The sequence below is a fragment of the Streptococcus halichoeri genome (genome assembly GCF_019774635.1).
Classification (GTDB): Bacteria; Bacillota; Bacilli; order Lactobacillales; family Streptococcaceae; genus Streptococcus; species Streptococcus halichoeri.
Window position 1 is genome coordinate 362,125 of the sequence record NZ_CP081502.1, and the last position, 24,101, is coordinate 386,225.

Annotated in this window: 21 protein-coding genes, 3 tRNA genes, 2 pseudogenes and 1 other annotated feature; of the genes and pseudogenes, 14 read left to right on the forward strand and 12 right to left on the reverse strand. The window is 37.1% G+C overall.

The genetic code is table 11. The features are described from left to right. Positions 1 to 4: 4 nt before the first annotated feature. Positions 5 to 1,222 carry a S1C family serine protease gene (locus K5J94_RS01900; RefSeq protein ID WP_159548270.1) on the reverse strand — a complete coding sequence of 406 codons (1,218 nt, stop codon included), beginning with the start codon at positions 1,220 to 1,222 and terminating at the stop codon, positions 5 to 7. A gap of 209 nt (positions 1,223 to 1,431) precedes the next feature. On the opposite strand from K5J94_RS01900, the gene rlmH reads away from it, so the two are divergent. Continuing rightward, a complete protein-coding gene (gene rlmH, locus K5J94_RS01905; RefSeq protein ID WP_159563855.1) occupies positions 1,432 to 1,911 on the forward strand; it encodes a 23S rRNA (pseudouridine(1915)-N(3))-methyltransferase RlmH in 480 nt (159 codons plus the stop codon). A gap of 60 nt (positions 1,912 to 1,971) precedes the next feature. Here rlmH and K5J94_RS01910 read toward each other — a convergent pair. Continuing rightward, positions 1,972 to 2,045, reverse strand: a tRNA-Arg gene (locus K5J94_RS01910). A 192-nt stretch (positions 2,046 to 2,237) separates the two neighbouring features. On the opposite strand from K5J94_RS01910, the gene K5J94_RS01915 reads away from it, so the two are divergent. Next, positions 2,238 to 2,309: transfer RNA gene (locus K5J94_RS01915), tRNA-Glu, on the forward strand. Between the two features lie 57 nt (positions 2,310 to 2,366). On the opposite strand, the pseudogene K5J94_RS01920 reads toward K5J94_RS01915, so the two are convergent. Together K5J94_RS01920 and K5J94_RS09715 are read right to left on the reverse strand one after the other, a co-directional pair. Beyond that, positions 2,367 to 2,540, reverse strand: a pseudogene (locus K5J94_RS01920) (transposase); the annotation flags it as partial. 88 nt (positions 2,541 to 2,628) lie between these two features. Continuing rightward, positions 2,629 to 2,822 (reverse strand): annotated as a pseudogene (locus K5J94_RS09715) (ISL3 family transposase); the annotation flags it as partial. Positions 2,823 to 2,960: 138 nt separating this feature from the next. On the opposite strand from K5J94_RS09715, the gene K5J94_RS01925 reads away from it, so the two are divergent. Beyond that, positions 2,961 to 3,034, forward strand: a tRNA-Asn gene (locus K5J94_RS01925). A 132-nt stretch (positions 3,035 to 3,166) separates the two neighbouring features. On the opposite strand, the gene K5J94_RS01930 is transcribed toward K5J94_RS01925, so the two are convergent. The 3 genes from K5J94_RS01930 to K5J94_RS01940 all read right to left on the reverse strand — a co-directional run bounded on the left by K5J94_RS01930 (position 3,167) and on the right by K5J94_RS01940 (position 8,528). Next, complete coding sequence (locus K5J94_RS01930; RefSeq protein ID WP_221913313.1) at positions 3,167 to 5,743, reverse strand: YfhO family protein; 2,577 nt, start codon at positions 5,741 to 5,743, stop codon at positions 3,167 to 3,169. 211 nt (positions 5,744 to 5,954) lie between these two features. Next, positions 5,955 to 7,574 carry an ATP-binding cassette domain-containing protein gene (locus tag K5J94_RS01935; RefSeq protein WP_159545485.1) on the reverse strand — a complete coding sequence of 540 codons (1,620 nt, stop codon included), beginning with the start codon at positions 7,572 to 7,574 and terminating at the stop codon, positions 5,955 to 5,957. 81 nt (positions 7,575 to 7,655) lie between these two features. Next, positions 7,656 to 8,528: a YitT family protein gene (locus K5J94_RS01940; RefSeq protein ID WP_159545483.1), complete on the reverse strand. Its 873-nt coding sequence runs from the start codon at positions 8,526 to 8,528 to the stop codon at positions 7,656 to 7,658. A 134-nt stretch (positions 8,529 to 8,662) separates the two neighbouring features. After that, positions 8,663 to 8,901 (forward strand) — a binding site (T-box leader). A gap of 43 nt (positions 8,902 to 8,944) precedes the next feature. On the opposite strand from K5J94_RS01940, the gene trpS reads away from it, so the two are divergent. From trpS to K5J94_RS01955, 3 genes are all read left to right on the forward strand, one after another. Then, entirely contained in the window at positions 8,945 to 9,967 is a 1,023-nt protein-coding gene (gene trpS / locus K5J94_RS01945; RefSeq protein ID WP_159563857.1) for a tryptophan--tRNA ligase, read from the forward strand. Positions 9,968 to 10,101: 134 nt separating this feature from the next. Then, on the forward strand, positions 10,102 to 11,583 hold the full coding sequence (guaB, locus tag K5J94_RS01950; protein ID WP_221913316.1) for an IMP dehydrogenase: 1,482 nt from the start codon (positions 10,102 to 10,104) through the stop codon (positions 11,581 to 11,583). Positions 11,584 to 12,008: 425 nt separating this feature from the next. Then, the gene (locus tag K5J94_RS01955; protein ID WP_221913317.1) at positions 12,009 to 12,872 is read left to right on the forward strand and encodes a GRP family sugar transporter; all 864 of its coding nucleotides are present in this window, start codon (positions 12,009 to 12,011) and stop codon (positions 12,870 to 12,872) included. 22 nt (positions 12,873 to 12,894) lie between these two features. Here the strand turns inward: K5J94_RS01955 and recF are convergent, their stop codons facing one another. Together recF and yaaA are read right to left on the reverse strand one after the other, a co-directional pair. Next, positions 12,895 to 13,992: a DNA replication/repair protein RecF gene (recF, locus tag K5J94_RS01960; protein WP_221913319.1), complete on the reverse strand. Its 1,098-nt coding sequence runs from the start codon at positions 13,990 to 13,992 to the stop codon at positions 12,895 to 12,897. Further along, a complete protein-coding gene (gene yaaA / locus K5J94_RS01965) occupies positions 13,992 to 14,366 on the reverse strand; it encodes a S4 domain-containing protein YaaA (protein ID WP_221913321.1) in 375 nt (124 codons plus the stop codon). The genes recF and yaaA overlap by 1 nt, the downstream gene beginning before the upstream one ends. 244 nt (positions 14,367 to 14,610) lie before the next feature. Between yaaA and yfmF the strand changes: the two genes are divergently transcribed. The 8 genes from yfmF to K5J94_RS02005 all read left to right on the forward strand — a co-directional run bounded on the left by yfmF (position 14,611) and on the right by K5J94_RS02005 (position 22,010). Then, entirely contained in the window at positions 14,611 to 15,855 is a 1,245-nt protein-coding gene (yfmF, locus tag K5J94_RS01970) for an EF-P 5-aminopentanol modification-associated protein YfmF (RefSeq protein ID WP_159545470.1), read from the forward strand. A 1-nt stretch (position 15,856) separates the two neighbouring features. Further along, on the forward strand, positions 15,857 to 17,140 hold the full coding sequence (yfmH, locus tag K5J94_RS01975) for an EF-P 5-aminopentanol modification-associated protein YfmH (protein ID WP_159563860.1): 1,284 nt from the start codon (positions 15,857 to 15,859) through the stop codon (positions 17,138 to 17,140). Positions 17,141 to 17,205: 65 nt separating this feature from the next. Continuing rightward, positions 17,206 to 18,234: a helix-turn-helix domain-containing protein gene (locus tag K5J94_RS01980; protein ID WP_159563861.1), complete on the forward strand. Its 1,029-nt coding sequence runs from the start codon at positions 17,206 to 17,208 to the stop codon at positions 18,232 to 18,234. A 12-nt stretch (positions 18,235 to 18,246) separates the two neighbouring features. Continuing rightward, positions 18,247 to 18,789, forward strand: a complete 543-nt coding sequence (pgsA, locus tag K5J94_RS01985) for a CDP-diacylglycerol--glycerol-3-phosphate 3-phosphatidyltransferase (RefSeq protein WP_159545464.1) — start codon at positions 18,247 to 18,249, stop codon at positions 18,787 to 18,789. Then, positions 18,789 to 19,631: an energy-coupling factor ABC transporter ATP-binding protein gene (locus K5J94_RS01990; protein ID WP_159545462.1), complete on the forward strand. Its 843-nt coding sequence runs from the start codon at positions 18,789 to 18,791 to the stop codon at positions 19,629 to 19,631. Before pgsA ends, K5J94_RS01990 begins: the two co-directional genes overlap by 1 nt. Beyond that, complete coding sequence (locus K5J94_RS01995) at positions 19,607 to 20,449, forward strand: energy-coupling factor ABC transporter ATP-binding protein (protein WP_159563862.1); 843 nt, start codon at positions 19,607 to 19,609, stop codon at positions 20,447 to 20,449. Before K5J94_RS01990 ends, K5J94_RS01995 begins: the two co-directional genes overlap by 25 nt. Further along, on the forward strand, positions 20,442 to 21,248 hold the full coding sequence (locus tag K5J94_RS02000; RefSeq protein WP_159545458.1) for an energy-coupling factor transporter transmembrane component T family protein: 807 nt from the start codon (positions 20,442 to 20,444) through the stop codon (positions 21,246 to 21,248). Before K5J94_RS01995 ends, K5J94_RS02000 begins: the two co-directional genes overlap by 8 nt. 117 nt (positions 21,249 to 21,365) lie before the next feature. After that, positions 21,366 to 22,010 carry a transglycosylase SLT domain-containing protein gene (locus tag K5J94_RS02005; RefSeq protein ID WP_159545456.1) on the forward strand — a complete coding sequence of 215 codons (645 nt, stop codon included), beginning with the start codon at positions 21,366 to 21,368 and terminating at the stop codon, positions 22,008 to 22,010. Between the two features lie 233 nt (positions 22,011 to 22,243). On the opposite strand, the gene K5J94_RS02010 is transcribed toward K5J94_RS02005, so the two are convergent. From K5J94_RS02010 to sdaAB, 3 genes are read right to left on the reverse strand one after another with little or no spacing between them, the layout of a single operon-like run. Beyond that, a complete protein-coding gene (locus K5J94_RS02010; protein ID WP_221913324.1) occupies positions 22,244 to 22,447 on the reverse strand; it encodes a hypothetical protein in 204 nt (67 codons plus the stop codon). A gap of 25 nt (positions 22,448 to 22,472) precedes the next feature. After that, a complete protein-coding gene (gene sdaAA, locus K5J94_RS02015; protein ID WP_159546086.1) occupies positions 22,473 to 23,345 on the reverse strand; it encodes an L-serine ammonia-lyase, iron-sulfur-dependent, subunit alpha in 873 nt (290 codons plus the stop codon). An 11-nt stretch (positions 23,346 to 23,356) separates the two neighbouring features. Beyond that, positions 23,357 to 24,028: an L-serine ammonia-lyase, iron-sulfur-dependent subunit beta gene (gene sdaAB / locus K5J94_RS02020; protein ID WP_159546084.1), complete on the reverse strand. Its 672-nt coding sequence runs from the start codon at positions 24,026 to 24,028 to the stop codon at positions 23,357 to 23,359. Positions 24,029 to 24,101 lie beyond the last annotated feature (73 nt).

A 24,101-nucleotide genomic window follows, 5' to 3' on the forward strand; every position in this document is an offset into this window, starting at 1 on the left:
TAAGCTATCTTCGAGGTAAATCCTTAGTAGTTTTTGTCAACTTAATAGTTGTTGTTTTTTTACTATTTCCTCGATAGAATGTGATTTTAATGGTGTCATTTATTTCATGACCATAAAGTTGACTCTGTAAATCACTGCTTAATTGGACGGCCTCACCGTCAATTTCAGTAATAATATCATATTGTTCTAACTTACCGGCTGCTGGCATATGCTTGTTGACAGAGGCTACGACGATACCACTTGTGACATTTTTGGGGACCCCTATTTGATTAAGTGCATTAGTAGAAAGATCACTTAAGTTCACCATTCCAATGCCAAGTGCTGGGCGGATAACTTCACCATTTGCTTCTAATTTATTGATTATTTTAAGGACATCATTTGCTGGAATGGCAAAACCAATCCCTTCAACAGCACCACCAGATGCACTGGCAGAAGTAGATGAAATCTTACTAGAATTAATCCCGATAACCTGACCTTCAATATTAATAAGAGGCCCTCCTGAGTTCCCAGGATTGATTGCAGCATCTGTTTGAATAGCGTTTGTAGAAACAGTTTGGCCACTTTCGTTTTTAAGGGTTACTGTTCGACTCAAACTTGAGACAATCCCTTCAGTAACAGAGTTAGCATACTCAGTTCCAAGTGGGCTACCAATAGCAATGGCTTCTTCCCCAACGCTTAATTTAGCAGAGTTGGCGAAATGGGCAACTGTTTTTACCTTATCAGATGGAATTTTAACAACAGCCAAATCAGAATAAGTATCTGCACCAATTAATTTACCAACAACTTTTGTTCCGTCTGCTAGTAAGATTTCAATACGTTCAGCACCGTCAATAACATGATTATTGGTAACTAAATAAGCAGAGTTCCCATCTTTTTTATAGATTACTCCGGAGCCTTCGCTGTAGATAGCTAACCCATCATCTTTTTTGGAATTATCATTATTATTGCCAAATAAATTTTTAGATGGATCAAGAATGGAACCAGAGGATACTTTTTGATAGTTAATAACTGAAACGACCGCATTTTGCACAACTTTAACAGCCTTTGTAGTGTTAGTTGTGTTTTTATAGGTTACTTTACTGACGGTTGTAGGATTAGAATTGACTTCTTGTGGCGTATTGGAATGGTTGATTCCATTTAATAAGAGGGTCGCAAGGAAGCCACCTAAAAAACCTGCAATAAGAACCCAGAAAAATTGAGAATATTTTTTGAATGTTGACACGAACTTTCCTCCTAATTTTCTACATAGCTTATAAAACTCTGCTTAATTATACCTTAAATGCCTGTAAAATGAAAGAAATCCACAGCTTGTGGAAAACTTTTACTAAGGATTATAAAAAAGCTTAGTTTATGCACTTTAAGGGAAAAACTAAGCCTTTAAGAAATGTGGATAAAGTGTGATTTGCATTATTTTATGCTACAATGATGAGCATGAAAGTAAAAATTATTTGTGTCGGCAAATTAAAAGAAGCTTATCTTAAAAACGGTATTGCTGAATACCAAAAGAGGCTATCGCGTTTTTGCCAGTTTGAGGTCATTGAGTTACCGGATGAAAAAACACCAGATAAAGCAAGTTCGACTGAAAAAGAGCTTATCATGGCAAAGGAAGCAAAGAGAATTCTCAACAAGATTGGCGCAAGAGACTTCATTGTTGTGTTGGCTATTGAAGGAAAGCAGTTATCCTCTGAACAATTTAGTGAGATGATCCAGCAAGCTACTTTAAGGGGATATTCCGATTTAACCTTTATTATTGGAGGCAGTTTAGGCCTAGCAAAAGAGATTAAAAACAGAGGCCACCAGCTTTTAAGTTTTGGAAAGCTGACCCTCCCTCATCAATTAATGCGCTTAGTTCTTGTTGAGCAAATTTATCGTGGTTTTATGATTCAAGAAGGTAGTCCTTATCATAAATAAACAATAACGGTTTCATGTGAAACAAAAAAAGCAGCAAGTAATCACTTGCTACTTTTCCTTTGATCCCAGCAGGATTCGAACCTGCGACCGTTCGCTTAGAAGGCGAATGCTCTATCCAGCTGAGCTATGAGACCTCAACTCCATTATTTTACAAAAATGCTCTACTTTTGTCAAATTGCCTTTAACACTACTTGTTATGATTGTCATTGATAAAATAAAAAACATTTAGAAAAAATAAAAAATTTTTTTAAAAAAGTCTAGACAAACCAAAACATTCTGATATAATAATAAGAGTGTTAAGGAGATGCCTCTCTTAAACAACTTCTGGTCCGTTGGTCAAGGGGTTAAGACACCGCCTTTTCACGGCGGTAACACGGGTTCGAATCCCGTACGGACTATTTAATTGCCTATGGCAATTATTTAGCTCTATGTTTACTGTAGTGGGTGACTTATAGCTAAGCGCGAGAGGAGACGAAATTCGTCTTCTCTTTTGTTATGTTCAAAGCGATAAGGATGCGAGTTTTAAAATGTTCAAAGTTTCGAAAACCAAAGGCATTGCGCTTAATATCTTTGATAAGTTTGTTTGTTGCCTCAGGCTTGGCGTTCGAATAAGGCAGTTGGATGGCATTAGTGACCTATTTTTTGTAGCGAACAAGGGTATTGAGAGCAATCCTGAAAGCTTGATTGAGGTTGGGGCAAGCCTCTGTTATCAGGTCAAAGAAATGGCATTTTCGACGGCTTTTGGAAGTCGTATTTTACTTGTTTTCCTCCACAAGTCGGACACCCTTTAGGCTCATAATCAAACCTTACATAGACTTCAATGTGCGTCTCACATTTAAAAACGTTATCTAATGTGATATGTTTATCTTTAATTCCGATTACTTCTGTAGTATGTGATAGAGTTGTTCCATATGATGCTTTCTAATGAGTGGTTTGGTTACTTTTCATTATAAGTCATATGGGACTTTTTGTCTGCTGGAAAAAGGCTCATAATCTCTAGAGTGGCGTTACCCACTACAGAAATTATAGAGTTTTTTTATGTTAAATTATCCGGCATAGCTCAGTTGGTAGTAGCGCATGACTGTTAATCATGATGTCGTAGGTTCGAGTCCTACTGCCGGAGTCTTAAAAAGTGATTGATTCTCAACAAGAGTGCGTCACTAGGGCCAAGTGAGGATTAACTTGATTTACTCTTGTGTTAAACATCAGTCCTCTTACCAAGCATCAGTTAACCCAAAAGGACAGACTTAAAACATTAAGCCTGTCTTTTTTTCTTACTGTAATAATAGCTACTAAAGTATAATAGGCAACCTAGAACACTGATTAAACCGCCCGTTTTTAGCCCATAAGGAAGAAAAGTTAGAACCACTTTACCTTTACCAGATGGAATGTTAATGCCAACAAGTCCATTTTGAATTTTGCGTAAGGTGACAGATCGACCGTTCACCTTAGCCTTCCAGCCCCTATCGTAGGGAATAGTGTAGATTAAGGTGGAAGGGTGGGGAGCTTGATATGTTGTGAAAATGTTGTTTTTAGCCACTTGACTTGTTACTTTTCGTTGCATGATAGCTGTAAAGCTTTTTTGATAAGTGTCAATATCCAAGGCATAAAAATGCGGTTGATCAAAAGAAACGCTCTGACTATTTGGAAAAATCAATTCGACATCACTAGTTTTTTCTTCATTAATGTATCCTAAATCAAACAATGAAAAGGTATTATCAAGGGTATAGTTCATTAAACCTTGGTTTATTCGAATGGAAAGGTTTTTTTCTTGAGCATTGGAAACATTTAAGTGAGGCAAACTAAGGTAGACTTGCTGATTGGCTGGTATTTTAAGGGTATAGCGAACGAGCGTATCTTTGGAGTTTTCTAAAGCTTTAACCGTAAAGCGATGATTAAGGCCTACTAATTTAGTTACTGGCTTTGCCTGAATTTCTTTAAAATAGTTGTACTTGGTTTGATTGATGTGATTTAAAAATCGCGTTTGATTATCAAGTGTGTTTATGGAGATTGGAATATCTTGATACACTTTTTTGGACATGATTGCCAAATCATTGGCATAGTGATTTTGATAAAGGATAATGCCATTTTTGAAGGCTTGCCTACTAAAGCCAAATTTAGCTAAGGGCCAGGGGCTTAGATTGTATTTTATATTAAAAAGACTATCCATCAAGAGAGTATTGTTTTGGTATCTCAGATTGAGATTGCTACCATCTGATTTATAGCCGAGGCGATCAAGCAACTGGCTGGAAGAACGATTACGAATAGATGAAAATTGAGATATACCATAATAATTGTATTTCATACTATCGTTACCTGTTTGGGGAACTAACTGCTCCATACGGTAGAAATTTGAATGGGTAGCACGGGTTTGTTTGACTAGTGTATCTATCGCTGTTAAATTTTTATGATAGGCAGAACGTGAAGGAAAGACCCATTCATTACTGATTCCTTGAATTTGATAAAAAGTATTTAGAGATACATCAAGTAAACTAAAAATAAGTAAAAAACTAATAATCACCAGACGAGGAACATTATTTTCAAACTCTACCCAAATAATAATAAAGTAGGCCACTAAAATTGCTAGTGTTAGAAATAAAAGATGAACTGCTAAAAAAGAATAACGATCAAGATTAATATAAGGAAGAGCTAAACAGGTTCCTAAGATAAGAAAGCTAAGATAGAGTTGCTTTTTAGTTATTTGGTGAAATTGTGATAAGGTTTCAAATGAGATGAGGATAAGCAATAATGAAAAACACCAAGCATAACGATGCAAAAACATATTTGGCGCGTGCATCCCTTGCCAAACTAAATCCAAGGGTTCAATGTAAAAACTGACACCAATAATCAAGAGGCTCACGGCATAGGCAAGACGACGCTTAATGGAGAAAGCAGACATGGTGAAAAAGATACAAGATAAAAACAAAGGCAAAATCCCAACATAGATCATAGGAATTGCATTAAATTTAGTGGTGTCAAAAGCACCTAATTGGTATTTTGCTAATAGATCTAGTACCCCCCTTCCTTCAATAAAGAAATGAGTGCTGGTTGACAGGGTTTCACCATGTTCTTTTAAATCTAAAATAGTAGGCAAAAGCATCATGGCACTGGTTAAGGCTGCACATATTGACACAAATGTAAATCTACCAAAAAAAGCCACTTTTTGTTTTAAAGGCCTTATTTCAGAAACTTCAATACTGAAGTAGATAATGAGAAACAAGGACATCATATAACCAAAATAATAATTTTGGAAAAATAATAAGGCTAAGGTAAAGTAGTAAAGTAAACTTTGCTGTTTTCTTTTTAAGTGTTGAAATCCTAATAAGATTAAGGGAATGAGAATAAAGACATCTAACCAGGTATTCAATTCAAGTTGGCTGGTCAAAAAACTCATAAGTGTAAAGCACATGGCTAGTAGCAATGTCAAGTAGTCCTTGACACCCTTGTAAATGTGCTTGAAGCTAAAAAAGGAAGCCAAGCCGATGCTAGCAAACTTTAATAGGGTAACAAGATAGATTGCATCTGGCATCCTCTTTATATCAAAAAAGTAATATAAAGGCGAAAAGAAGCTACCGAGATAATAACTAATTAAGGCATAAAAATTTAAGCCAAGACCACTTGTAAAGGTGTAAAAGAAGCTGTCATTTCCATGTAAAATATTGCGGAATGCTTGTGCAAAAATCACATATTGATGAAAGGCATCACTTGCTAAAATCGTCTTATCACTTCCCCAGTAAATTCCCATTGAAAAAAGAACGCTTCCAAGTATAAGCGGAGGAAGTAGAAAACTGCACAAATAGTAATAAATAGAACTCTTGGACTTGGTAGACATTATTGATACCTTTCTATGCCAAAAAGATAAGCTCAACTAGTCTTATCTCAGATAAAAGCTTAAATTGATTGGCCTATTTGCTTCTATCATTAGTTTATCGCTTAAGCAAAAAATTCTTATAAACTCTGTTAAAACAGGATTTATAAGAATTTATATTTTTAAAGTTCTCTTTGTTGCTTAACGAAGTAAATCCTCGAAACATAAAAAAGTGTTAACGCCATAGTTGTGCAACTTTTGCTTGAATTTCTTCATTTGCCAGAAATTCATCATAGGTTTCATCAATGCGGTCAATGACGCCATTTTTTGAAATTACAACAATATGATTGGCGATTGTCTGGATAAATTCGTGGTCATGACTAGCAAAGATTACGGATTCTTTGAAATCCTTAATACCATCATTAAGACTTGAAATAGATTCTAAATCAAGGTGATTAGTCGGATCATCAAGGATCAGGACATTTGATTTCAATAACATGAGTTTTGATAACATGACACGTACTTTTTCTCCACCTGAAAGCACGTTGACAGACTTGTTAACGTCATCGCCAGAAAAGAGCATGCGTCCTAAGAAACCACGTAAAAATGTATTATCGTCTTCTTCTTTTGCAGCAAATTGGCGAAGCCATTCTAAAATAGACTCATCTGTGGCAAAATCTTTGGAATTATCTTTTGGTAAGTAAGAGCGACTGGTGGTTACTCCCCATTTGATTGTTCCCTCATAATCAATATCATCCATAAGAGCACGCATTAAGGCAGTTGTTTGAATATCATTTTGACCAATAATAGCAGCTTTATCACCTGGTCGAAGAATAAAGCTAATATTATCAATGATTTTTTCACCTTCAATTGTGACAGATAAATTTTCTACGGTTAGAAAATCATTTCCCATTTCACGTTCGGATTTGAAGTTGATAAAAGGGTATTTCCGACTGGACGGGACTATTTCTTCTAATTCAATTTTATCAAGCATTTTTTTCCGAGAGGTTGCTTGTTTAGATTTAGAAGCATTAGCTGAAAAACGGGCCACGAATTCTTGTAATTCTTTGATTTTCTCTTCTGCTTTTGCATTGCGATCAGCTTGTAAGCGGGCGGCTAATTCTGAGGATTGCTTCCAGAAATCGTAATTACCGACATATAACTTAATCTTTCCAAAATCTAAATCAGCCATATGGGTGCATACTTTATTTAGGAAATGCCGGTCATGGGAAACAACAATAACTGTATTTTCAAAATCAATGAGGAAATCTTCTAACCAAGCAATCGATTGAATATCAAGTCCATTGGTTGGTTCATCAAGTAATAAGACATCTGGCTTTCCAAATAAAGCCTTTGCTAAAAGGACTTTAACCTTATCACCATTTGCGAGTTCACTCATATTTTGATAATGAAGGGCTTCAGCAATATTGAGGTTTTGTAGCAATTGTGAAGCTTCACTTTCAGCTTCCCAACCTCCTAATTCAGCAAACTGCCCTTCTAATTCAGCTGCTCGGACACCATCTTCTTCTGAAAAGTCTGCTTTCATGTAGATAGCATCTTTTTCTTTCATAATATTATAGAGCTGTTCATTACCCATGATAACAACATCAATAGCTCGTTCTTCTTCATAGTCGAAGTGATTTTGGCGCAATACTGACAGACGCTCATCCTGGCCTAAAGCTATGTGACCTGTTGTTGGTTCAATATCACCAGCTAGAATTTTTAAAAAGGTAGATTTTCCAGCACCGTTGGCACCAATTAAACCATAGGTATTTCCACCTGTAAATTTGATATTAACATCATCAAAAAGTTTGCGGTCACTAAAACGGAGTGACACATCAGAAACTGTTAACACTAGTTCACCTCATCTATTTTCTCTAAACATTATTGTACCTGAAAAAGCCCCTTTTTTCAATTGTAAGGGGGAGTTATCAGTCTACATTGGAAGTAAGACATCTTGATCTTCCATTTTGTAATGTTTGGTAAGGCTAAAGCCGCGTCCCATAACTTGTGCTGCGGGCATAACGACCATAAATGCGGTATCATCAATCTCTAGGATTTTATCTTGAAGAGCAGGTAGCTCATAGGTGGTAACAATGGCCATTAACATGACCTTGTCAGTAACTGTGTAACCACCTCGAATAGGGATTTTGGTAACGCCACGATCCATAACTTGGGTGATATGGTCTTTAATTGGTTGATAGTGTTCTGAAATAATCATAACATTTTTAGAAGAAACAAAACCAGTTTCCATGGCATTAATAACATAGCCAATCACCAGTAAACCTATAGTTGAATACATAACATCATCAGGTGATAGAGCAATAAAGCCTAGTAATACACTGATACCATCAACAATTGTCATGGCTACTCCAAGCGATAGTGGTGAGTATTTGTGTAAGATTTGGGTCAAAATCCCTGTTCCGCCGGTTGAGGAATTTCCCCAAAAAACTAAGCCAAGGCCTAAACCAACAATAATGCCGCCAAAAATAGCAGCTAGTAATTGATTAGTCGTTATTGTGGGGAGAAAGTTGGTTAACTTAATAGCAAAGGGATAAATCCACGAACCATATAAGGTTTTTAAAAAAGTCTGCTTACCTAGAAAAAAGTAACAAAGCAATAATAATGGAATATTGCTAAGCATTAAAAAGAGTGATGGACTGATGCCAAATAATTCTTTTATAATAACAGAAATACCAACCATTCCACCTGAGGCAATGTTATTATGAACAAACATCGTATTAAAACCCACAGCGGTAATTAAAGTTCCAATGGTAACATAAAAAAAATCCATGACCCTTTTTTGCATGTCATCAACTCCTTTTCTTTATTTTAGATTATGTTGAAATTGTAGAGACTTATTATCTCTTAAAGACAGGACATCAGTCAAGTAAAATCTCTGAAAAAAATGAAAAGTTATTGACAAAGGTTTCAAATTTTCATAAAATGAAGCTTAATTAGAGAGTAGTCTTGAAGAGCTTTATAGAGAGCTAGTGGTTGCTGCAAACTAGTATGCCTCAGGATGAATTGGACTAATGGTATGATTGAGAGCAAACCATAACTCTCAGGATTAGCACTCCTTATCGTGCAGCTTCTTTGGTTATAGAGAAGAATGAGATAATTCCTAATTAGGAGGAATTAATTGAGGTGGTACCGCGCTAACAAGATTAGACGCCCTCGCGTTTTTTGACGTGAGGGATTTTTTAATAGTTTAAGGAGGTAATAATGACAAAACCAATTATTTTAACAGGCGATCGCCCAACGGGAAAACTGCATTTAGGTCATTACGTTGGCAGTCTGAAAAATCGAGTACGATTGCAAAATGAAGACAAATATCAATTGTTTGTTTTTCTAGCAGACCAACAGGCATTAACAGATCATGCAAAGGATTCTGAAATAATTAAAGAATCTATTGGCAATGTGGCTTTGGATTATTTATCAGTTGGCTTGGATCCTAAAAAATCAACCCTTTTCATTCAAAGTCAAATTCCGGAGTTAGCTGAATTAACGATGTACTATATGAATTTGGTCTCTTTAGCTCGCTTAGAACGCAATCCAACTGTTAAGTCAGAAATTGCTCAAAAAGGTTTTGGAGAGAGTATCCCAACAGGCTTTTTGGTATATCCCATTTCACAGGCAGCTGATATTACTGCTTTTAAAGCAAACTTAGTACCAGTAGGTAATGATCAAAAACCAATGATTGAACAAACACGTGAAATTGTTCGTAGTTTCAATCATACCTATAAAACAACTTGCTTAGTGGAACCAGAAGGGATTTACCCAAGTAGTGCAGGAGCTGGTCGTTTACCAGGGCTAGATGGCAATGCTAAAATGTCGAAGTCATTAGGCAATGGTATTTACCTTTCTGATGATATGGATACTGTTCGCAAAAAAGTTATGAGTATGTATACAGATCCTAATCATATTAAGGTGGAAGATCCCGGTCAGATTGAAGGAAATATGGTTTTTCACTATCTGGATATATTTGCCCGCAAGGAAGATTTGGCAGAGGTGCAGGCAATGAAAGAACATTATCAAAGAGGTGGGCTTGGCGATGTCAAAACAAAACGCTACCTTTTGGATATTTTGGAACGGGAATTAGCACCTATTCGTGAGCGCCGCTTAGACTATGCTAAAGATATGGGAGAAGTCTTTCATATACTAGATCAAGGAAGTCAAGCAGCGCAAGCCGTTGCCGCAAAAACCCTTTCAGAAGTAAAAGCAGCTATGGGAATTAATTATTTTTAAAATCAGGAAAGTTTGCTTGCTTTCTGGTCGTCATTTTCCGTTATTGACAAATGGTAATAGCGTGTTATGATAGTAACAATAAAAATAAGCTGGGTATTTTTACCTATAATGTCTAAAGAAAAGAGGATGATTGAATGTCGAATTGGGATAATAAATTCGTAAAAAAAGGCTATACCTTTGATGATGTCTTGCTAATTCCTGCTGAAAGCCATGTTCTTCCAAACGAAGTGAATCTTAAAACAAAACTTGCTCCTAATTTAACATTGAACATTCCGATTATTACAGCAGCGATGGATACCGTTACAGACAGTAAGATGGCCATTGCAATAGCACGTGCTGGGGGGCTTGGTATTATTCATAAAAATATGTCCATAGCTGAACAAGCCGAGGAAGTTCGTAAGGTAAAGCGCTCAGAAAATGGGGTCATTATTGATCCGTTCTTTTTAACTCCTGATCATCAAGTAGCTGGAGCTGAAGAATTGATGCAACGTTATCGCATTAGTGGGGTGCCGATTGTTGATTCCCTTGCAAATCGCAAATTAGTAGGGATTATTACCAATCGTGATATGCGCTTCATCTCTGATTTTAATTCTCCAATCTCTCAACACATGACTAGTGAAAAATTGGTAACTGCTCCAGTAGGGACTGATTTGGAAACAGCAGAACGCATCTTACATGAGCATCGTATTGAGAAATTACCGTTGGTAGATGATAACGGGCGATTATCTGGTTTAATTACAATTAAGGATATTGAAAAAGTTATCGAATTCCCTAATGCTGCTAAGGATGAATTTGGCCGCTTATTAGTTGCTGCTGCTGTAGGGGTTACTTCTGATACTTTTGATCGGGCAGAGGCCCTATTTGAGGCTGGGGCGGATGCTATTGTCATTGATACAGCACATGGTCATTCTGCCGGTGTCCTTCGTAAAATTGCTGAGATTAGAGCGCACTTCCCTAAGAAAACACTCATCGCTGGTAACATTGCAACTGCCGCTGGGGCACGCGCTTTATATGATGCCGGCGTTGATGTGGTCAAGGTGGGAATTGGCCCAGGATCTATTTGTACGACTCGAGTAGTTGCTGGTGTAGGTGTTCCACAAATAACAGCTATTTATGATGCCGCAGCTGTTGCGCGTGAATATGGAAAAACTATTATTGCTGATGGTGGGATTAAGTATTCTGGTGACATTGTTAAAGCCCTTGCTGCTGGTGGTAATGCCGTGATGCTTGGTTCTATGTTTGCAGGTACTGATGAAGCACCGGGTGAAACAGAAATTTTCCAAGGCCGCAAATTCAAAACCTATCGCGGAATGGGTTCAATCGCAGCTATGAAAAAAGGTTCAAGTGATCGCTACTTCCAAGGTTCAGTTAATGAAGCTAACAAACTTGTTCCAGAAGGAATTGAAGGACGTGTGGCCTATAAAGGTGCAGTAGCCGATATTGTCTTTCAAATGCTAGGTGGTATTCGCTCTGGGATGGGTTATGTTGGAGCTGCCGATCTAAAAGCATTACATGACACGGCTCAATTTATTGAAATGTCAGGTGCAGGCTTGATTGAAAGCCATCCACATGATGTTCAAATAACCAATGAAGCACCGAATTACTCTGTCAAATAAAGTAAGATATAATCGTGACTTAGTTGCAAGCATTGCTTATTTTCTCACCTTTATCAATAAAGCATAACTTGTTTTTTTGCTCTATGATGATAAATGAAATGTGATTTACTCTAAAGAATAGTTAGCTGATTTTTAACTATTCTTTTTTGTTTGCGTGAAGTAGGGATGAAAAGAAGGTTGTTTAAGTGATAAGAAAAAGCAGCTCCTTGTAAGAGTTGCCGAGCTATGGTTTGCCTTACATACTTTTTGCTCTGCAATTCTTGTGGACTAAGAAAAAGCAATCGAAGAATCGATGCTAGTCTTTTTTAGTTCCTTGAAATTAATGGCAGCTTACGATATAATAATTGTTCAAGTGCTGTAAATAAAGCTATCTTTACTAGTTGTTTACAGTTTTGTAAATTATATTGACAGTAAAAGGAGTGTAAATGGAAGGGATTTTATATGCTCTAGTTCCAATGGTTGCCTGGGGAAGTATTGGTTTAGTGAGCAATATTTTTGGTGGAAAGCCATCGCAACAAACCTTTGGTATGACCCTTGGGGCTTTAGGGTTTGCCCTTATGGTTTTTATCGTTGTAAAACCAGAGATCTCTCTGAACTTATGGGTATTTGGTATTTTAGGTGGTATTTTATGGGCTATTGGGCAAAATGGCCAGTTCAAAGCCATGCAATACATGGGAGTCTCAGTCGCAAATCCATTATCAAGTGGATCACAGCTAGTCTTAGGGAGCCTAATTGGAGTGCTCTTTTTTCATGAATGGGTCCAAACTTGGCACTATGTTTTAGGTTTCACCGCTTTAATACTCTTAACGATTGGATTTTATTTTTCAAGTAAAAAAGATAGCACGGGTCAATCGGATACGCAGCACCGCGATTATCCAAAAGGTTTTAGAGCCTTAACCATTTCAACAATAGGTTATGTTATGTATGTTGTGTTATTTAACAACATCATGAAATTTGATCTTCTTGCAGTATTATTTCCTATGGCTATTGGGATGGTCCTTGGTGCAGCTTATTTTATGTCCTTCAAGCTTAGTTTTGATCGTTATGTCATAAAAAACAGTGTTGTCGGTCTCATGTGGGGAATTGGAAATGTCTTTATGCTACTAGCTGCTTCAAAAGCCGGCTTAGCAATTGCATTTAGTTTTTCACAAGTAGGAGCAATTATTTCTATTATCGGCAGTATCTTTTTGTTAGGTGAGAAAAAGTCAAAACGAGAAATGCGTTGGGTCTGGATTGGTATTGCCTGTTTTGTCCTTGGCGCAGTTATGTTAGGAATTGTAAAAGCTTAGTTAAGCCAATAAAAAGCAGACTTTAGGAGTCTGCTTTTATGCTACCTTTTTCGATTGTAAACGTTTTAATATCAGTTGGCAATTGTGAGAGGTGTTCAAGACTAGTTGTGGTGATAAATGTCTGGACATGCTCATTAATAACAGTCTCTAATAACTTAGTCTGTCTGGTATTGTCTAACTCACTCATCACATCATCAAGAAGTAAAATAGGATTGTCCCCGGTTAAAGCTTTCATTAAGCCAACTTCTGCTAGTTTTAATGAAAGGATTAAACTGCGGTGTTGGCCTTGACTTGCGTAGTTGGCGTCTACCTCATTAATATAAAAAATTAAGTCATCGCGGTGGGGGCCAAGGCTAGTATTACGTCGAAACATATCTCGTTTGTGATTAGCTGCGAGTGCCTTCATAAACTGTGTGAGGAGTTCTTCATTCTTATTTAGAGGAAAGGATGACTGGTAATGGATAGCTAATTCTTCTTGTTGATTAGAAATGGATAAATGGTGCTTTTTAGCTTCTTTTTCTAAAGCAGTGATAAAATCAAGGCGTTGTTGGATGACACGACTGCCAAAGTAAGCAAGTTGTTCATCTAAAACAGCCAAAAAGTCCTTATCAATTATCTGATTATGCTTAAGGTAGCTATTGCGTTGCTTTAAAACATGGTTATATTGAGAAAGATCAGCAAGGTAGACAGGCTTTATTTGCCCCAAATCAATATCAATAAACTTTCGTCGAAGACTAGGTGCTCCCTTTACCAATTGTAAATCTTCTGGTGCAAACAAAACAACCATCATATTACCAACGTAGTCCGATAGCTTAGACTGTTTAAGTGAGTTGATTTTGGTGATTCGTCCTTTGTCTGAGAGTTGAATCTCTAGAGTAATACTACCACTTAGACGATTAATTTTACCGGAGAGTTCGACCTCTTTTTTAGCAAAATGGATTAGTTCTTTATCGGTTCTAGTTCGATGGCTGCGCGTTAAAGATAAAAAATAGATGGCCTCTAAAAAATTAGTTTTCCCTTGTGCGTTATTTCCGATAAAAACATTTAAATGTGGAGAAAACTCAGCATTTAAAGAAAGATAATTACGATAATGATGTAGGGTTAATTGCTCAATCCACATTAGTTAACTCCTGGAAAGCGCATGCGTTTAGTTGTTTTAGCTGGCGTCTGCGCATTTTTCTTCGTTTTCCCCTTTTGCTGTTGATTTATTTCTTTGACCATTTGAGCAACCCGCTTTTTTTCTTCTATCTCTACAAGGTGTTGTTCTTGTTCTTCAGTTGTTGGCTCAATAATGGTGATTGTTAAGTCTTGCTCAGGTAATGTAATCATATCACCAAGACGGATTTTTTTGCCGCGCCTTGTTTCGACCTCATTGTTGAACAAGACTACATGCTCGGCAAGAAAGCCTTTGATCGCACCGCCACTTGGGATAAGAGATAATTCTTTTAAGAGGGCTTGAAGGGTTATGTATTCAGAATATAATTTGTATTGCATGGTGTTCTCCTCTAACTAATTCAAGTCATTATAGCATAAATGAAGGTAAATTACATTTTTACAAAGAAGTAATCGATGCTGCAGTTATATGCTAGATTCTTATTTTATATGGTAGGTCATTAAATAAAAAAGCAGGTTTGAAACTTTTTGAGAGATTAAATGTAAAAGTCTAAACCTAAGGCTAAATAAATAGCTCTAAAAATGGTATAATTTAAGGAAATACCGTTTGATGCAAGGAAATAATATGGAAATTGTTGAAGGTGTTAACCTACATCTGCTTAAAACCGATAAATTTAAGACTAATCATCTCACTATCCGGTTCTCTGGAGAATTGGCAGCAAAGTCTGTTGCTAAGCGTGCTTTAGTTGCTCAAATGTTGGAAACAGCAAATGAAGTATTTCCAACGGCAAAGCAGTTTCGCGCAGCTTTAGCTCATTTATATGGTGCAACCTTGTCAACAAGTGTCTCAAGTAAAGGTTTGACGCATATTGTTGATATTGATGTTATCTTTATTCGAGATGCTTTTACGTTACAAAGAGAGTCACTCTTAGAAGAAGTTATCACCTTTATTAAAGGCGTTCTCTTTTCTCCTTTATTAAAAGTTGCCCAATACCAACCAAAGGTCTTTGAGTTAGAAAAGAAGAATTTAATCTCTTATTTGCAGGCAGATAATGAAGATTCTTTCTATTATAGTCATTTAGCATTAAAAAAATTATTCTATCACCAGTTAGATTTACAGGTGTCTAATGAAGCAGATGCTGACTTAGTTGACAAGGAAACTGCCTTTACAGCCTACCAAGAATTTCATAAAATGATAATGGAAGATCAGATTGACATCTACTTGGTGGGTGAATTTGATGACTATAGAGTTGTCCAATTATTTCATACTTATCCATTTGAAGCTCGAAAGAAAAGTCTTCAATTCCAATATGAGCAGCCTTATCATAATGTTGTCCAAGAGGTTACTGAAAGTAAGCCAGCTAACCAGTCAGTTCTAGAAGTTGCTTACCATCATCCTGTTTCTTTTGCTGATGAAAATTATTATGCACTGATTGTGCTTAGTGGTTTATTAGGATCCTTTGCCCACTCCAAGTTATTTAGTCGGCTAAGAGAGCAAGAGGGCTTGGCTTATCACCTAGGGTGTCGTTTTGATAGTTTCACAGGCTTGTTTGAAATCTATGTAGGCATTTCTAAAGAGGATAAAACAAAGGCACTTCAGCTCATTATCAAAGAATTAAATGACATTAAGCTGGGACGTTTTTCTATTGATATGCTAAATAAGACTAAAAGAATGATTATCAATGAAGCCCTTCAAACAGATGACTATTATAAAAATTTAATTGATATTTCCTATATCAGAGATTATATTGACAAGGATTATGCTCTGTCAACATGGGTTAACAAGGTTGACAAGGTAAAAAAATTAGACTTAATTTTGCTGGCTAAACAAATGAGGCTACAAGCAATTTACTTTTTGAAAGGAATATAAAATGGTTAAGCTGACACAACGCCTTTTTCCAATAATAAATGAAGAAATAATTTCCGCTAAGTTGGCTAATGGTATGACAGTGCAGTTTATTCCTAAGAAGGCCTACTCAGAAAAGTTAGCGATACTGTCAGTCGCCTTTGGTTCGCTTGACAATATATTTACTTATTACCGAAAGAGACGGTCCTATCCTACAGGGATTGCGCATTTTTTGGAGCATAAGTTATTTGAAGATGAAGATGGAAAAGATTTTACACTAAAGTTTACAGAAATAGGTTCTGATGTCAATGCCTTTACAACTTTTGATAAGACAAGCTTTGTAATGTCAACGAGCGGAGATTTTTATCAAAGTTTACTACTCCTGTTAAAATTAGTTAATACTGCTCACTTCACCCAGGATTCAATAGATAGGGAAAAGAAAATAATTGCCCAGGAGATTGACATGTACCTTGACGATCCTGACTTCAGGCTTTACAGTGGAATGTTGGGAAATTTGTTTCCCAAAACCAGTTTAGCAGAAGATATTGCTGGTTCAAAAACGTCTATTGAAAAGATTAGTCCAGAATTCCTGCTGGAAAACTATCATTTGTTTTACAGGCCCTCTCAAATGAACATGATTATCATAGGTGACCTTAACCCATCTGAATTGTTTAGCCAATTAGAAAGTTTTGAACAGCAATTTGAGAAAAAAAGAAGAGCAACTATAACAAGAGAATCAATAACTTACCACCCAGTAATTACAACCAGCTCTATCAGTATGGAAGTTTCATTTCCCAAGCTAGCTATTGGCTACCGAGGAAAGCCGTTAGGAGACGACATTTCTCTTTTGACTTATAAACTTGCACTACGGTTATTATTAAATATGCTGTTTGGATGGACTTCTAAGACCTACCAGGCGTGGTACGAAGAAGGAAAAATTGATGATTCTTTTACTGTTGAAATAGAAGTTCAACAAGAATTTATTTTTTTAATGATTACTTTGGATTCTAATCAACCGATAGCTATGTCCAGTAATATCAGAAAAAAAATTAAGCATTATCAAAGAGCTGAGGATGTTAATGAGCAACATTTAGAGTTGGTTAAAAAGGAACTCTATGGAGATTTTATTCAAAGTTTAGATAATATTGAAGAGTTAGGTAGCCAATTTAATCTTTATTTCAGTGAGGATGAATCTTATTATGATTTGCCAAGTGTCCTGCAATCCTTAACGTTAAAGCATGTGATAGCAGCGGGTGAGCATTTTTTTAAAAATGCTGAAACTTCTGATTTTACTGTTTTTCCAAAGTAAAAGTAAATTTAATGTAGAAATTTGATATAATAGTAATAACGTAAAAATTTCATAGAGGTACCAGTATGAGAAATTATAGTTTAGGTGACTTACTACGCGAAACACGTGTTAGTAAACAAATTACTTTAGATGATCTTGAGAGGAAAACAGGCATTTCCTCTCACTATTTGTTGGCCATGGAATTAAACCAATTTAAAATTATTCCAACCAATGATATTGATTATTTTTTAAGAGTCTATGGTCAAGAAGTTGGTCTGGATTATGATTTGCTAAAGGCACGTTACATGCAGCAAACACGGATGAAAAAAGTGTCTGATCATCCCAGTGTGACGGAAATTGTAGAAGAAAAATTAAGCAAGCAACATGCTTATTCAGAGCCTGATTTACCACATTCTGATTTATCACATAGTAATTTTCAAAATGCGAAAAATACTTATAAAGTATCCTATTCCCATAAAAAACCTTATAAACCCTATAAAACGGCAAATGAACCAGAATTTCTTGCAGCTAAGCCTCACTCTCGCAAAAAATCTCATCACGAACGTTTGAGTCGTCAACAGGTCTTAGAAAAAAAATCCAAACCTTTTCTATCAGGTCTTTTACTAGGTTTATTAACTTTACTAGTCTTTAGTTTGGTCTTATTTGCTGTGTGGAAGCAATTTGGAAAATCACATGTTTCTCCTCAAGCTCAAAAAACAGTTCAAGAGACGGCAGATGACAGATATTTAAAGGATAATTCGACAGGTTTATCTTCTTCGAAAAATCATAAACCCAAATTAGTCCTTGTCCCACAAGAAGATAATCTAGGTGTGACGGTAAAAGGTGCAAAAGAGCAACCTGAAATCACAGTTACGCTTAAAGAAGGTGATAGTAGTTGGATTTCCTTGACATCATCTGATATTGCTGAAACCGGAATGACCTTAACCAAAGAGACACCGTCTTATAGTGCGGTTCTTCCAGCGCAAACCAAACAATCTATTCTCACCTTAGGAATTACTCAAGGAATGGAAGTCACCGTTGATGGTCAAGTAGTTGATTTATCTGGTCTAGCAAATACTGCAACCAATTATATTACGTTCACTTTTGAAGATTAAAAAGGACAAATTATGACAAAAAAAGAAAATCTGCCAAATGTATTGACCATTTTGCGAATCCTGCTGATTCCCTTCTTTTTGCTGATAACGTCATTGACGCATGCAGTTGGTTGGCATGTATTTGCGGCTATTCTTTTTGCAGTTGCCAGCATAACAGATTACCTAGATGGATACCTGGCTCGCAAGTGGCAAGTGGTTAGTAACTTTGGTAAATTTGCGGATCCTCTTGCTGATAAAATGCTTGTTATGAGTGCTTTTATCATGTTAGTTGGATTAGGATTAGCTCCTGCCTGGATTGCAGCTATCATTGTCTGTCGAGAGTTAGCGGTGACTGGTCTGCGCCTCCTCCTTGTGGAAACTGGTGGAACGGTGCTTGCGGCAGCTATGCCCGGAAAGATTAAAACAGCCACGCAGATGCTTTCTATTATCTTTTTACTATGTCATCTCACTCTTGTAGGAACGATTCTCTTATATATTGCATTATTCTTTACTATATATTCAGGCTATGACTACTTTAAGGGTGCTCGTTTCTTATTTAAGGATACGTTCAAATAATGGTTGCAACAATGATTGAAGTGGAAAATGTCTTTTTTAAATACCATAAAGAGCAGTCAGATTATACTCTCAAGGATGTTTCGTTTCACGTGGAACAAGGTGAATGGCTATCTATTATTGGTCACAATGGTTCTGGCAAATCCACAACTGTGCGTTTATTAAATGGTCTCTTGGAAGCTGAATCCGGTCGGATTTTTATTGACGGTGAACAGCTAACTGCAGATAATGTGTGGACTATCCGACAAAAAATAGGCATGGTTTTTCAAAATCCAGATAATCAATTTGTTGGTGCGACAGTAGAAGATGATGTTGCCTTTGGTTTAGAAAATAAAGGGATCCCTCATCAAGAAATGGTTGAACGGGTTCAAGAGTCCTTGCGGTTGGTTGGAATGACTCATTTTTCTTCTCGTGAGCCGGCGCGACTGTCTGGAGGGCAAAAACAACGTGTTGCCATTGCTGGGGCAGTTGCTTTGCGCCCAAAGATTATTATCTTAGATGAGGCCACGAGTATGCTTGATCCAAAAGGGCGTTTAGACCTGATTCAGACCATTCAAGCGATTCGTAAGGATTATGGTTTGACAGTTATTTCGATTACTCATGATTTAGATGAAGTTGCGTTAAGTGACCGTGTTCTTGTTATGCAGAAAGGTCAAATTGAATCAAGTTCGACCCCTGCCCAGTTGTTTGAACGAGGTAATGAACTTATTGAGCTTGGCTTGGATGTTCCTTTTACTAATGCAGTAGTAAACATGCTGCAAGCTGAAGGTTATCCTATCAGTGGTCACTACCTTACAGAAGAGGAATTAGAAAATCAATTATGGCAATTCATTTCCAAAATGTAGACTATACTTATCAAGCTGGTACACCTTTTGAAGGGCGTGCCCTTTTTGACATTTCTCTGGATATTCAAGACGGTTCCTATACTGCTTTCATTGGCCATACAGGATCTGGTAAGTCAACGATTATGCAGTTGTTGAATGGTTTACTGGTCCCGTCCACTGGAGAGATTAGGGTTGATGATCAAGTCATTACATCTAAAACAAAACACAAATCTATCAGAGCCATCCGTAAAAAAGTTGGTCTAGTTTTTCAATTTCCTGAAAGCCAATTATTTGAAGAAACCGTTTTAAAGGATGTAGCATTTGGACCACAAAATTTTGGTATTGCGCAAGAAGAAGCTGAGCAGATTGCCCGTGAAAAATTAGCTATTGTGGGGATTACAGAGGATTTATTTACTAAAAATCCCTTTGAGTTATCTGGTGGTCAGATGCGCCGTGTGGCAATTGCTGGAATTCTTGCGATGCAGCCTTCAGTATTGGTACTTGATGAGCCAACAGCTGGACTTGATCCAAAGGGACGTCTAGAGCTCATGACCTTATTTAAAAAATTGCATCAAGCTGGTTTGACTATCGTTTTAGTAACGCATTTAATGGATGATGTAGCTAATTATGCTGATTTTGTCTACGTATTAGAAACAGGACGCATCATCTTATCTGGAACACCAAAACAGGTTTTTCAACATGTTGCCTTTTTAGAAGCAAAACAGTTAGGGGTTCCTAAAGTGACTAAGTTTGCAGAAGGTTTGGTTAAAAGGGGATGGCAACTAGAACAGTTACCTGTTACCTTAGAAGAATTGAGAGAGGAAATGCAACATGGATAAATTAATTCTAGGAAGATATATTCCTGGAGATTCGATTATTCATCGCTTAGATCCAAGAAGTAAATTATTAGCTATGATTGTCTATATTATAATCATTTTTTGGGCTAATAACTTAATCACCAATATTATTATGCTTGTGTTTACACTTCTTGTGGTCTTCCTTTCTAGGGTAAGCCTGTCTTTCTTTTTGAAAGGTTTAAAACCGATGATTGGAATTATTCTTTTTACAACCTTGTTTCAAATGTTTTTTGCTACTGGGGGGCACACTTACTTTCATTGGGGAATTCTAAATATCACCTCAAATGGATTTAATCAGGCGGCATTGATTTTTACGCGTTTTGTTTTAATTATCTTTTTTTCGACTCTATTAACCTTAACCACTACACCTTTGAGTTTATCAGATGCTGTAGAGTCGCTCTTGAAACCTTTAGCAGTGATTAAAATTCCGGCACATGAAATTGGGCTGATGCTGTCTCTTAGTTTACGATTTGTGCCTACATTAATGGATGATACTACTCGTATTATGAATGCACAAAGAGCAAGAGGTGTTGACTTTGGAGAAGGCAGTCTCTTTCAAAAGGTTAAATCCATTATTCCGATTTTAATTCCCTTGTTTGCTTCGAGTTTTAAGCGTGCTGATGCTTTAGCAATTGCAATGGAAGCACGTGGTTATCAGGGGGGAGAAGGCCGAAGTAAGTATCGTCTATTACAATGGCATTTTCAAGATAGCTTAGCCATTGTTGGGATGGTAATACTAGGTATAGTGTTATTTTGCTTAAAATCACCTTCAAACAACTAGATATAGTGTCTTTATTATTATAATTACATCTCTTTGTAACATTTTTAATATATTCTCTACCGCGTAGTAATAATCATAGGTTATGATGGACACTGGAGAAAAAAGAGGTATTATTTTATGTTTAAGAAAGAAATGTTTAAAAAACGCTATATTAGTTTTGGAGTTGCTGCAATTGCAGTGAGCATACTTGCTATCTTATTTACATTTTCCAGTAAAAGTGTAAACACTGACTCTTTATCTCATGCTAAAGCAGTCAAAAGTACAAAAACAAAGCAGTCTTCTGCTAATAAAAAAACGCAAGCAAGTCAAAAAGCTGTGCCCAAAGAGCCTGCAAAAGTAAAAACAGAGGCGAAGCCAGCTGCACCAGCGGCAACTCAAGCTGCCGCTGCAGAAGCACAAGATACTCAAGCCCCATTACAAGAAGTAGCTGCTGTTCAAACAACAGCTGACCAACCACAAGCACAGGCTTATACTGTTGCTCAAACAAGCCATATTGTTAGTGCTTCTAATGGGAATACTGCAGGAGCTGTGGGTCGACAAGCAGCAGCTCAGATGGCTTCTGCGACAGGAGTTTCACAAGCAACCTGGGAAGCCATTATTGCCCGTGAGTCTAATGGTAACCCCAATGTAGCTAATGCTTCAGGGGCATCAGGACTTTTCCAAACAATGCCAGGCTGGGGGTCAACTGCAACTGTTCAAGATCAAGTAAATTCAGCTATTAGGGCCTATAATGCTCAAGGTCTAGCAGCTTGGGGTTATTAAAACTGTCATCTGAAGGTGCCATATTATAATGGAGAACTTGTGTCATGGCTTTATATAGAGATTGGGCTTGACATAGGACTATTAGGTTACTTGTAAGAGGTGGCTTATATACTCTATCTAAGTGTTCCCTGTCTAGTGTCTTCATAAATAAGGCAATCAGAGCATTTTAATAAAACGTTGATTCTTAGGTTATAAAATAGTGGAGTAAAGCATGATGAGAAAATTCATCTGCTCTACTCCACTTTTTGTATGCGTCTAGATTTAATATAACTAATCATCTTATCAGAGAAAATAAGATAATCGGTTACAGGTAAAGGGGTGTCATTAATGGTTGCTAAAGTGGCTAAATCAGGGCTAGGTATTTGTGATTGTTGAAAAGTATTTTTCATACCTTCGCCTTTACTTGAGTGAGCTAGAGTTCCATCTAAGTCAAACAATGCATGTGCCTCTTATCCTTCTTCTCTACTCTCCGAAGATTTGGGCTTGTAGTTTTCGTCCTGTTGGCGTTGCAGCAAGGCCACCTTCTGCGGTTTCTCTAAAGGCAGATGGCAAAGCAGAGCCAACTTGATACATAGCGTCAACCACTTCATCTACTGGAATTTGAGAACGGATACCAGCTAAGGCCATATCAGCTGCTACAATAGCAAAGCTTGCTCCTAGAGCATTACGCTTTACACATGGTACTTCAACAAGTCCCGCTACAGGATCACAAATTAATCCCAACATATTTTTGATAACAAAGGCAATCGCCTGACTGGCTTGAAAGGCTGTTCCACCAGCTGCCATAACGAGCGCAGCTGCACACATAGCTGATGCTGAGCCCACTTCAGCTTGACAGCCACCTTCTGCTCCAGAAATGGAAGCATTATTACCAATAACAAGGCCAAAGGCACCAGCAGTAAACAAGAATTCTAACTGCTTTTCTTCTGAAAGATTGAGCTTTTCAATTGCCATAGATAAGACAGCTGGTAAACAACCAGCACTGCCTGCTGTTGGTGTCGCACAGACAAGCCCCATTTTAGCATTGAGTTCATTAACAGCCATTGCATTGCGTACAGCAGAAAGCACTGTATAATCGGCCAAGGTTGATTTAGTTGCCATGTATTTGTCCATCAAAAGAGCATCGCCACCTGTTAAGCCACTAATTGACTTACTAGGTGTTAAACCATCAACCACTGCTTCTCTCATAACTTCAAGATTACGAGACATAATAGAAATGATTTCTTCTTTGCTACGTCCCGTTGACTCTATTTCAGTTGCAATCATTAATTCAGCGACATTACCGTTGTAATTGTCGTCGGCTTGTTGAACAAGTTCTTTAATCGTGTAAAACATGGCGAGCCTTTCTATCCGAAGAAATTGACATTGTGAAGGTTGGGAATTTTAGCAATTTGCTTGACAGCTTCTTGACAATCACGACTGTCAACTTCGATAATCATAATTGCTTTTTGCCCAGCAGATTCGCGCGTGACATTCATTTGTGCCACATTGATATTATGCTCAGAAAGAATTTCAGTTACCTGAGCTATCATCCCAGGAATATCTTGGTGAACAGTAATGATAGTAGGGGTGTTCATTGATAAAGAGACAGGGAAACCATTTAGTTCAGTAACGTTAATATTACCTCCACCAATTGAGATTCCAGTGATACTCATGCTCTTATCCCCTTTTTTGACAGAAATCTTGACAGTATTTGGATGGGGAGCGTTGCTTTCTTTCATGACATTCCAATAGATTTTGATGCCTTTTTTGGAAGCAATTTCAAGAGAGTTTTTAATATCGGGATTATCAGTATCCATTCCCATGATACCGGCGACTAGTGCTTTATCAGTCCCATGCCCACGGTAGGTTTTAGCAAAGGAGTTATATAAGTGGAAAGTTACTTCTTCAGGGATTTCTCCGAAGATTGAGTTGACAACTTTGCCAATTCTTACAGCGCCAGCTGTATGACTACTGGAAGGTCCGATCATTACTGGGCCAATAATATCGAAAACGGATTGAAATTTTTGTGTTTTCATAAGCAACTCCATCCTTTTTTTATCTACCTTTATTATAACAGAAAAGATTAAAAATAGTGTGATTTAAAATAAA

Excerpts from the sequence above, each read along its gene's own strand:
- rlmH (WP_159563855.1), top strand. The coding sequence starts at position 1,432 with ATGAAAGTAAAAATTATTTGTGTCGGCAAATTAAAAGAAGCTTATCTT.
- K5J94_RS01930 (WP_221913313.1), bottom strand. The coding sequence starts at position 5,743 with ATGTCTACCAAGTCCAAGAGTTCTATTTATTACTATTTGTGCAGTTTT.
- K5J94_RS01940 (WP_159545483.1), bottom strand. The coding sequence starts at position 8,528 with ATGCAAAAAAGGGTCATGGATTTTTTTTATGTTACCATTGGAACTTTA.
- trpS (WP_159563857.1), top strand. The coding sequence starts at position 8,945 with ATGACAAAACCAATTATTTTAACAGGCGATCGCCCAACGGGAAAACTG.
- guaB (WP_221913316.1), top strand. The coding sequence starts at position 10,102 with ATGTCGAATTGGGATAATAAATTCGTAAAAAAAGGCTATACCTTTGAT.
- K5J94_RS01955 (WP_221913317.1), top strand. The coding sequence starts at position 12,009 with ATGGAAGGGATTTTATATGCTCTAGTTCCAATGGTTGCCTGGGGAAGT.
- recF (WP_221913319.1), bottom strand. The coding sequence starts at position 13,992 with ATGTGGATTGAGCAATTAACCCTACATCATTATCGTAATTATCTTTCT.
- yaaA (WP_221913321.1), bottom strand. The coding sequence starts at position 14,366 with ATGCAATACAAATTATATTCTGAATACATAACCCTTCAAGCCCTCTTA.
- yfmF (WP_159545470.1), top strand. The coding sequence starts at position 14,611 with ATGGAAATTGTTGAAGGTGTTAACCTACATCTGCTTAAAACCGATAAA.
- yfmH (WP_159563860.1), top strand. The coding sequence starts at position 15,857 with ATGGTTAAGCTGACACAACGCCTTTTTCCAATAATAAATGAAGAAATA.
- K5J94_RS01980 (WP_159563861.1), top strand. The coding sequence starts at position 17,206 with ATGAGAAATTATAGTTTAGGTGACTTACTACGCGAAACACGTGTTAGT.
- pgsA (WP_159545464.1), top strand. The coding sequence starts at position 18,247 with ATGACAAAAAAAGAAAATCTGCCAAATGTATTGACCATTTTGCGAATC.
- K5J94_RS01990 (WP_159545462.1), top strand. The coding sequence starts at position 18,789 with ATGGTTGCAACAATGATTGAAGTGGAAAATGTCTTTTTTAAATACCAT.
- K5J94_RS01995 (WP_159563862.1), top strand. The coding sequence starts at position 19,607 with ATGGCAATTCATTTCCAAAATGTAGACTATACTTATCAAGCTGGTACA.
- K5J94_RS02000 (WP_159545458.1), top strand. The coding sequence starts at position 20,442 with ATGGATAAATTAATTCTAGGAAGATATATTCCTGGAGATTCGATTATT.
- K5J94_RS02005 (WP_159545456.1), top strand. The coding sequence starts at position 21,366 with ATGTTTAAGAAAGAAATGTTTAAAAAACGCTATATTAGTTTTGGAGTT.
- sdaAA (WP_159546086.1), bottom strand. The coding sequence starts at position 23,345 with ATGTTTTACACGATTAAAGAACTTGTTCAACAAGCCGACGACAATTAC.
- sdaAB (WP_159546084.1), bottom strand. The coding sequence starts at position 24,028 with ATGAAAACACAAAAATTTCAATCCGTTTTCGATATTATTGGCCCAGTA.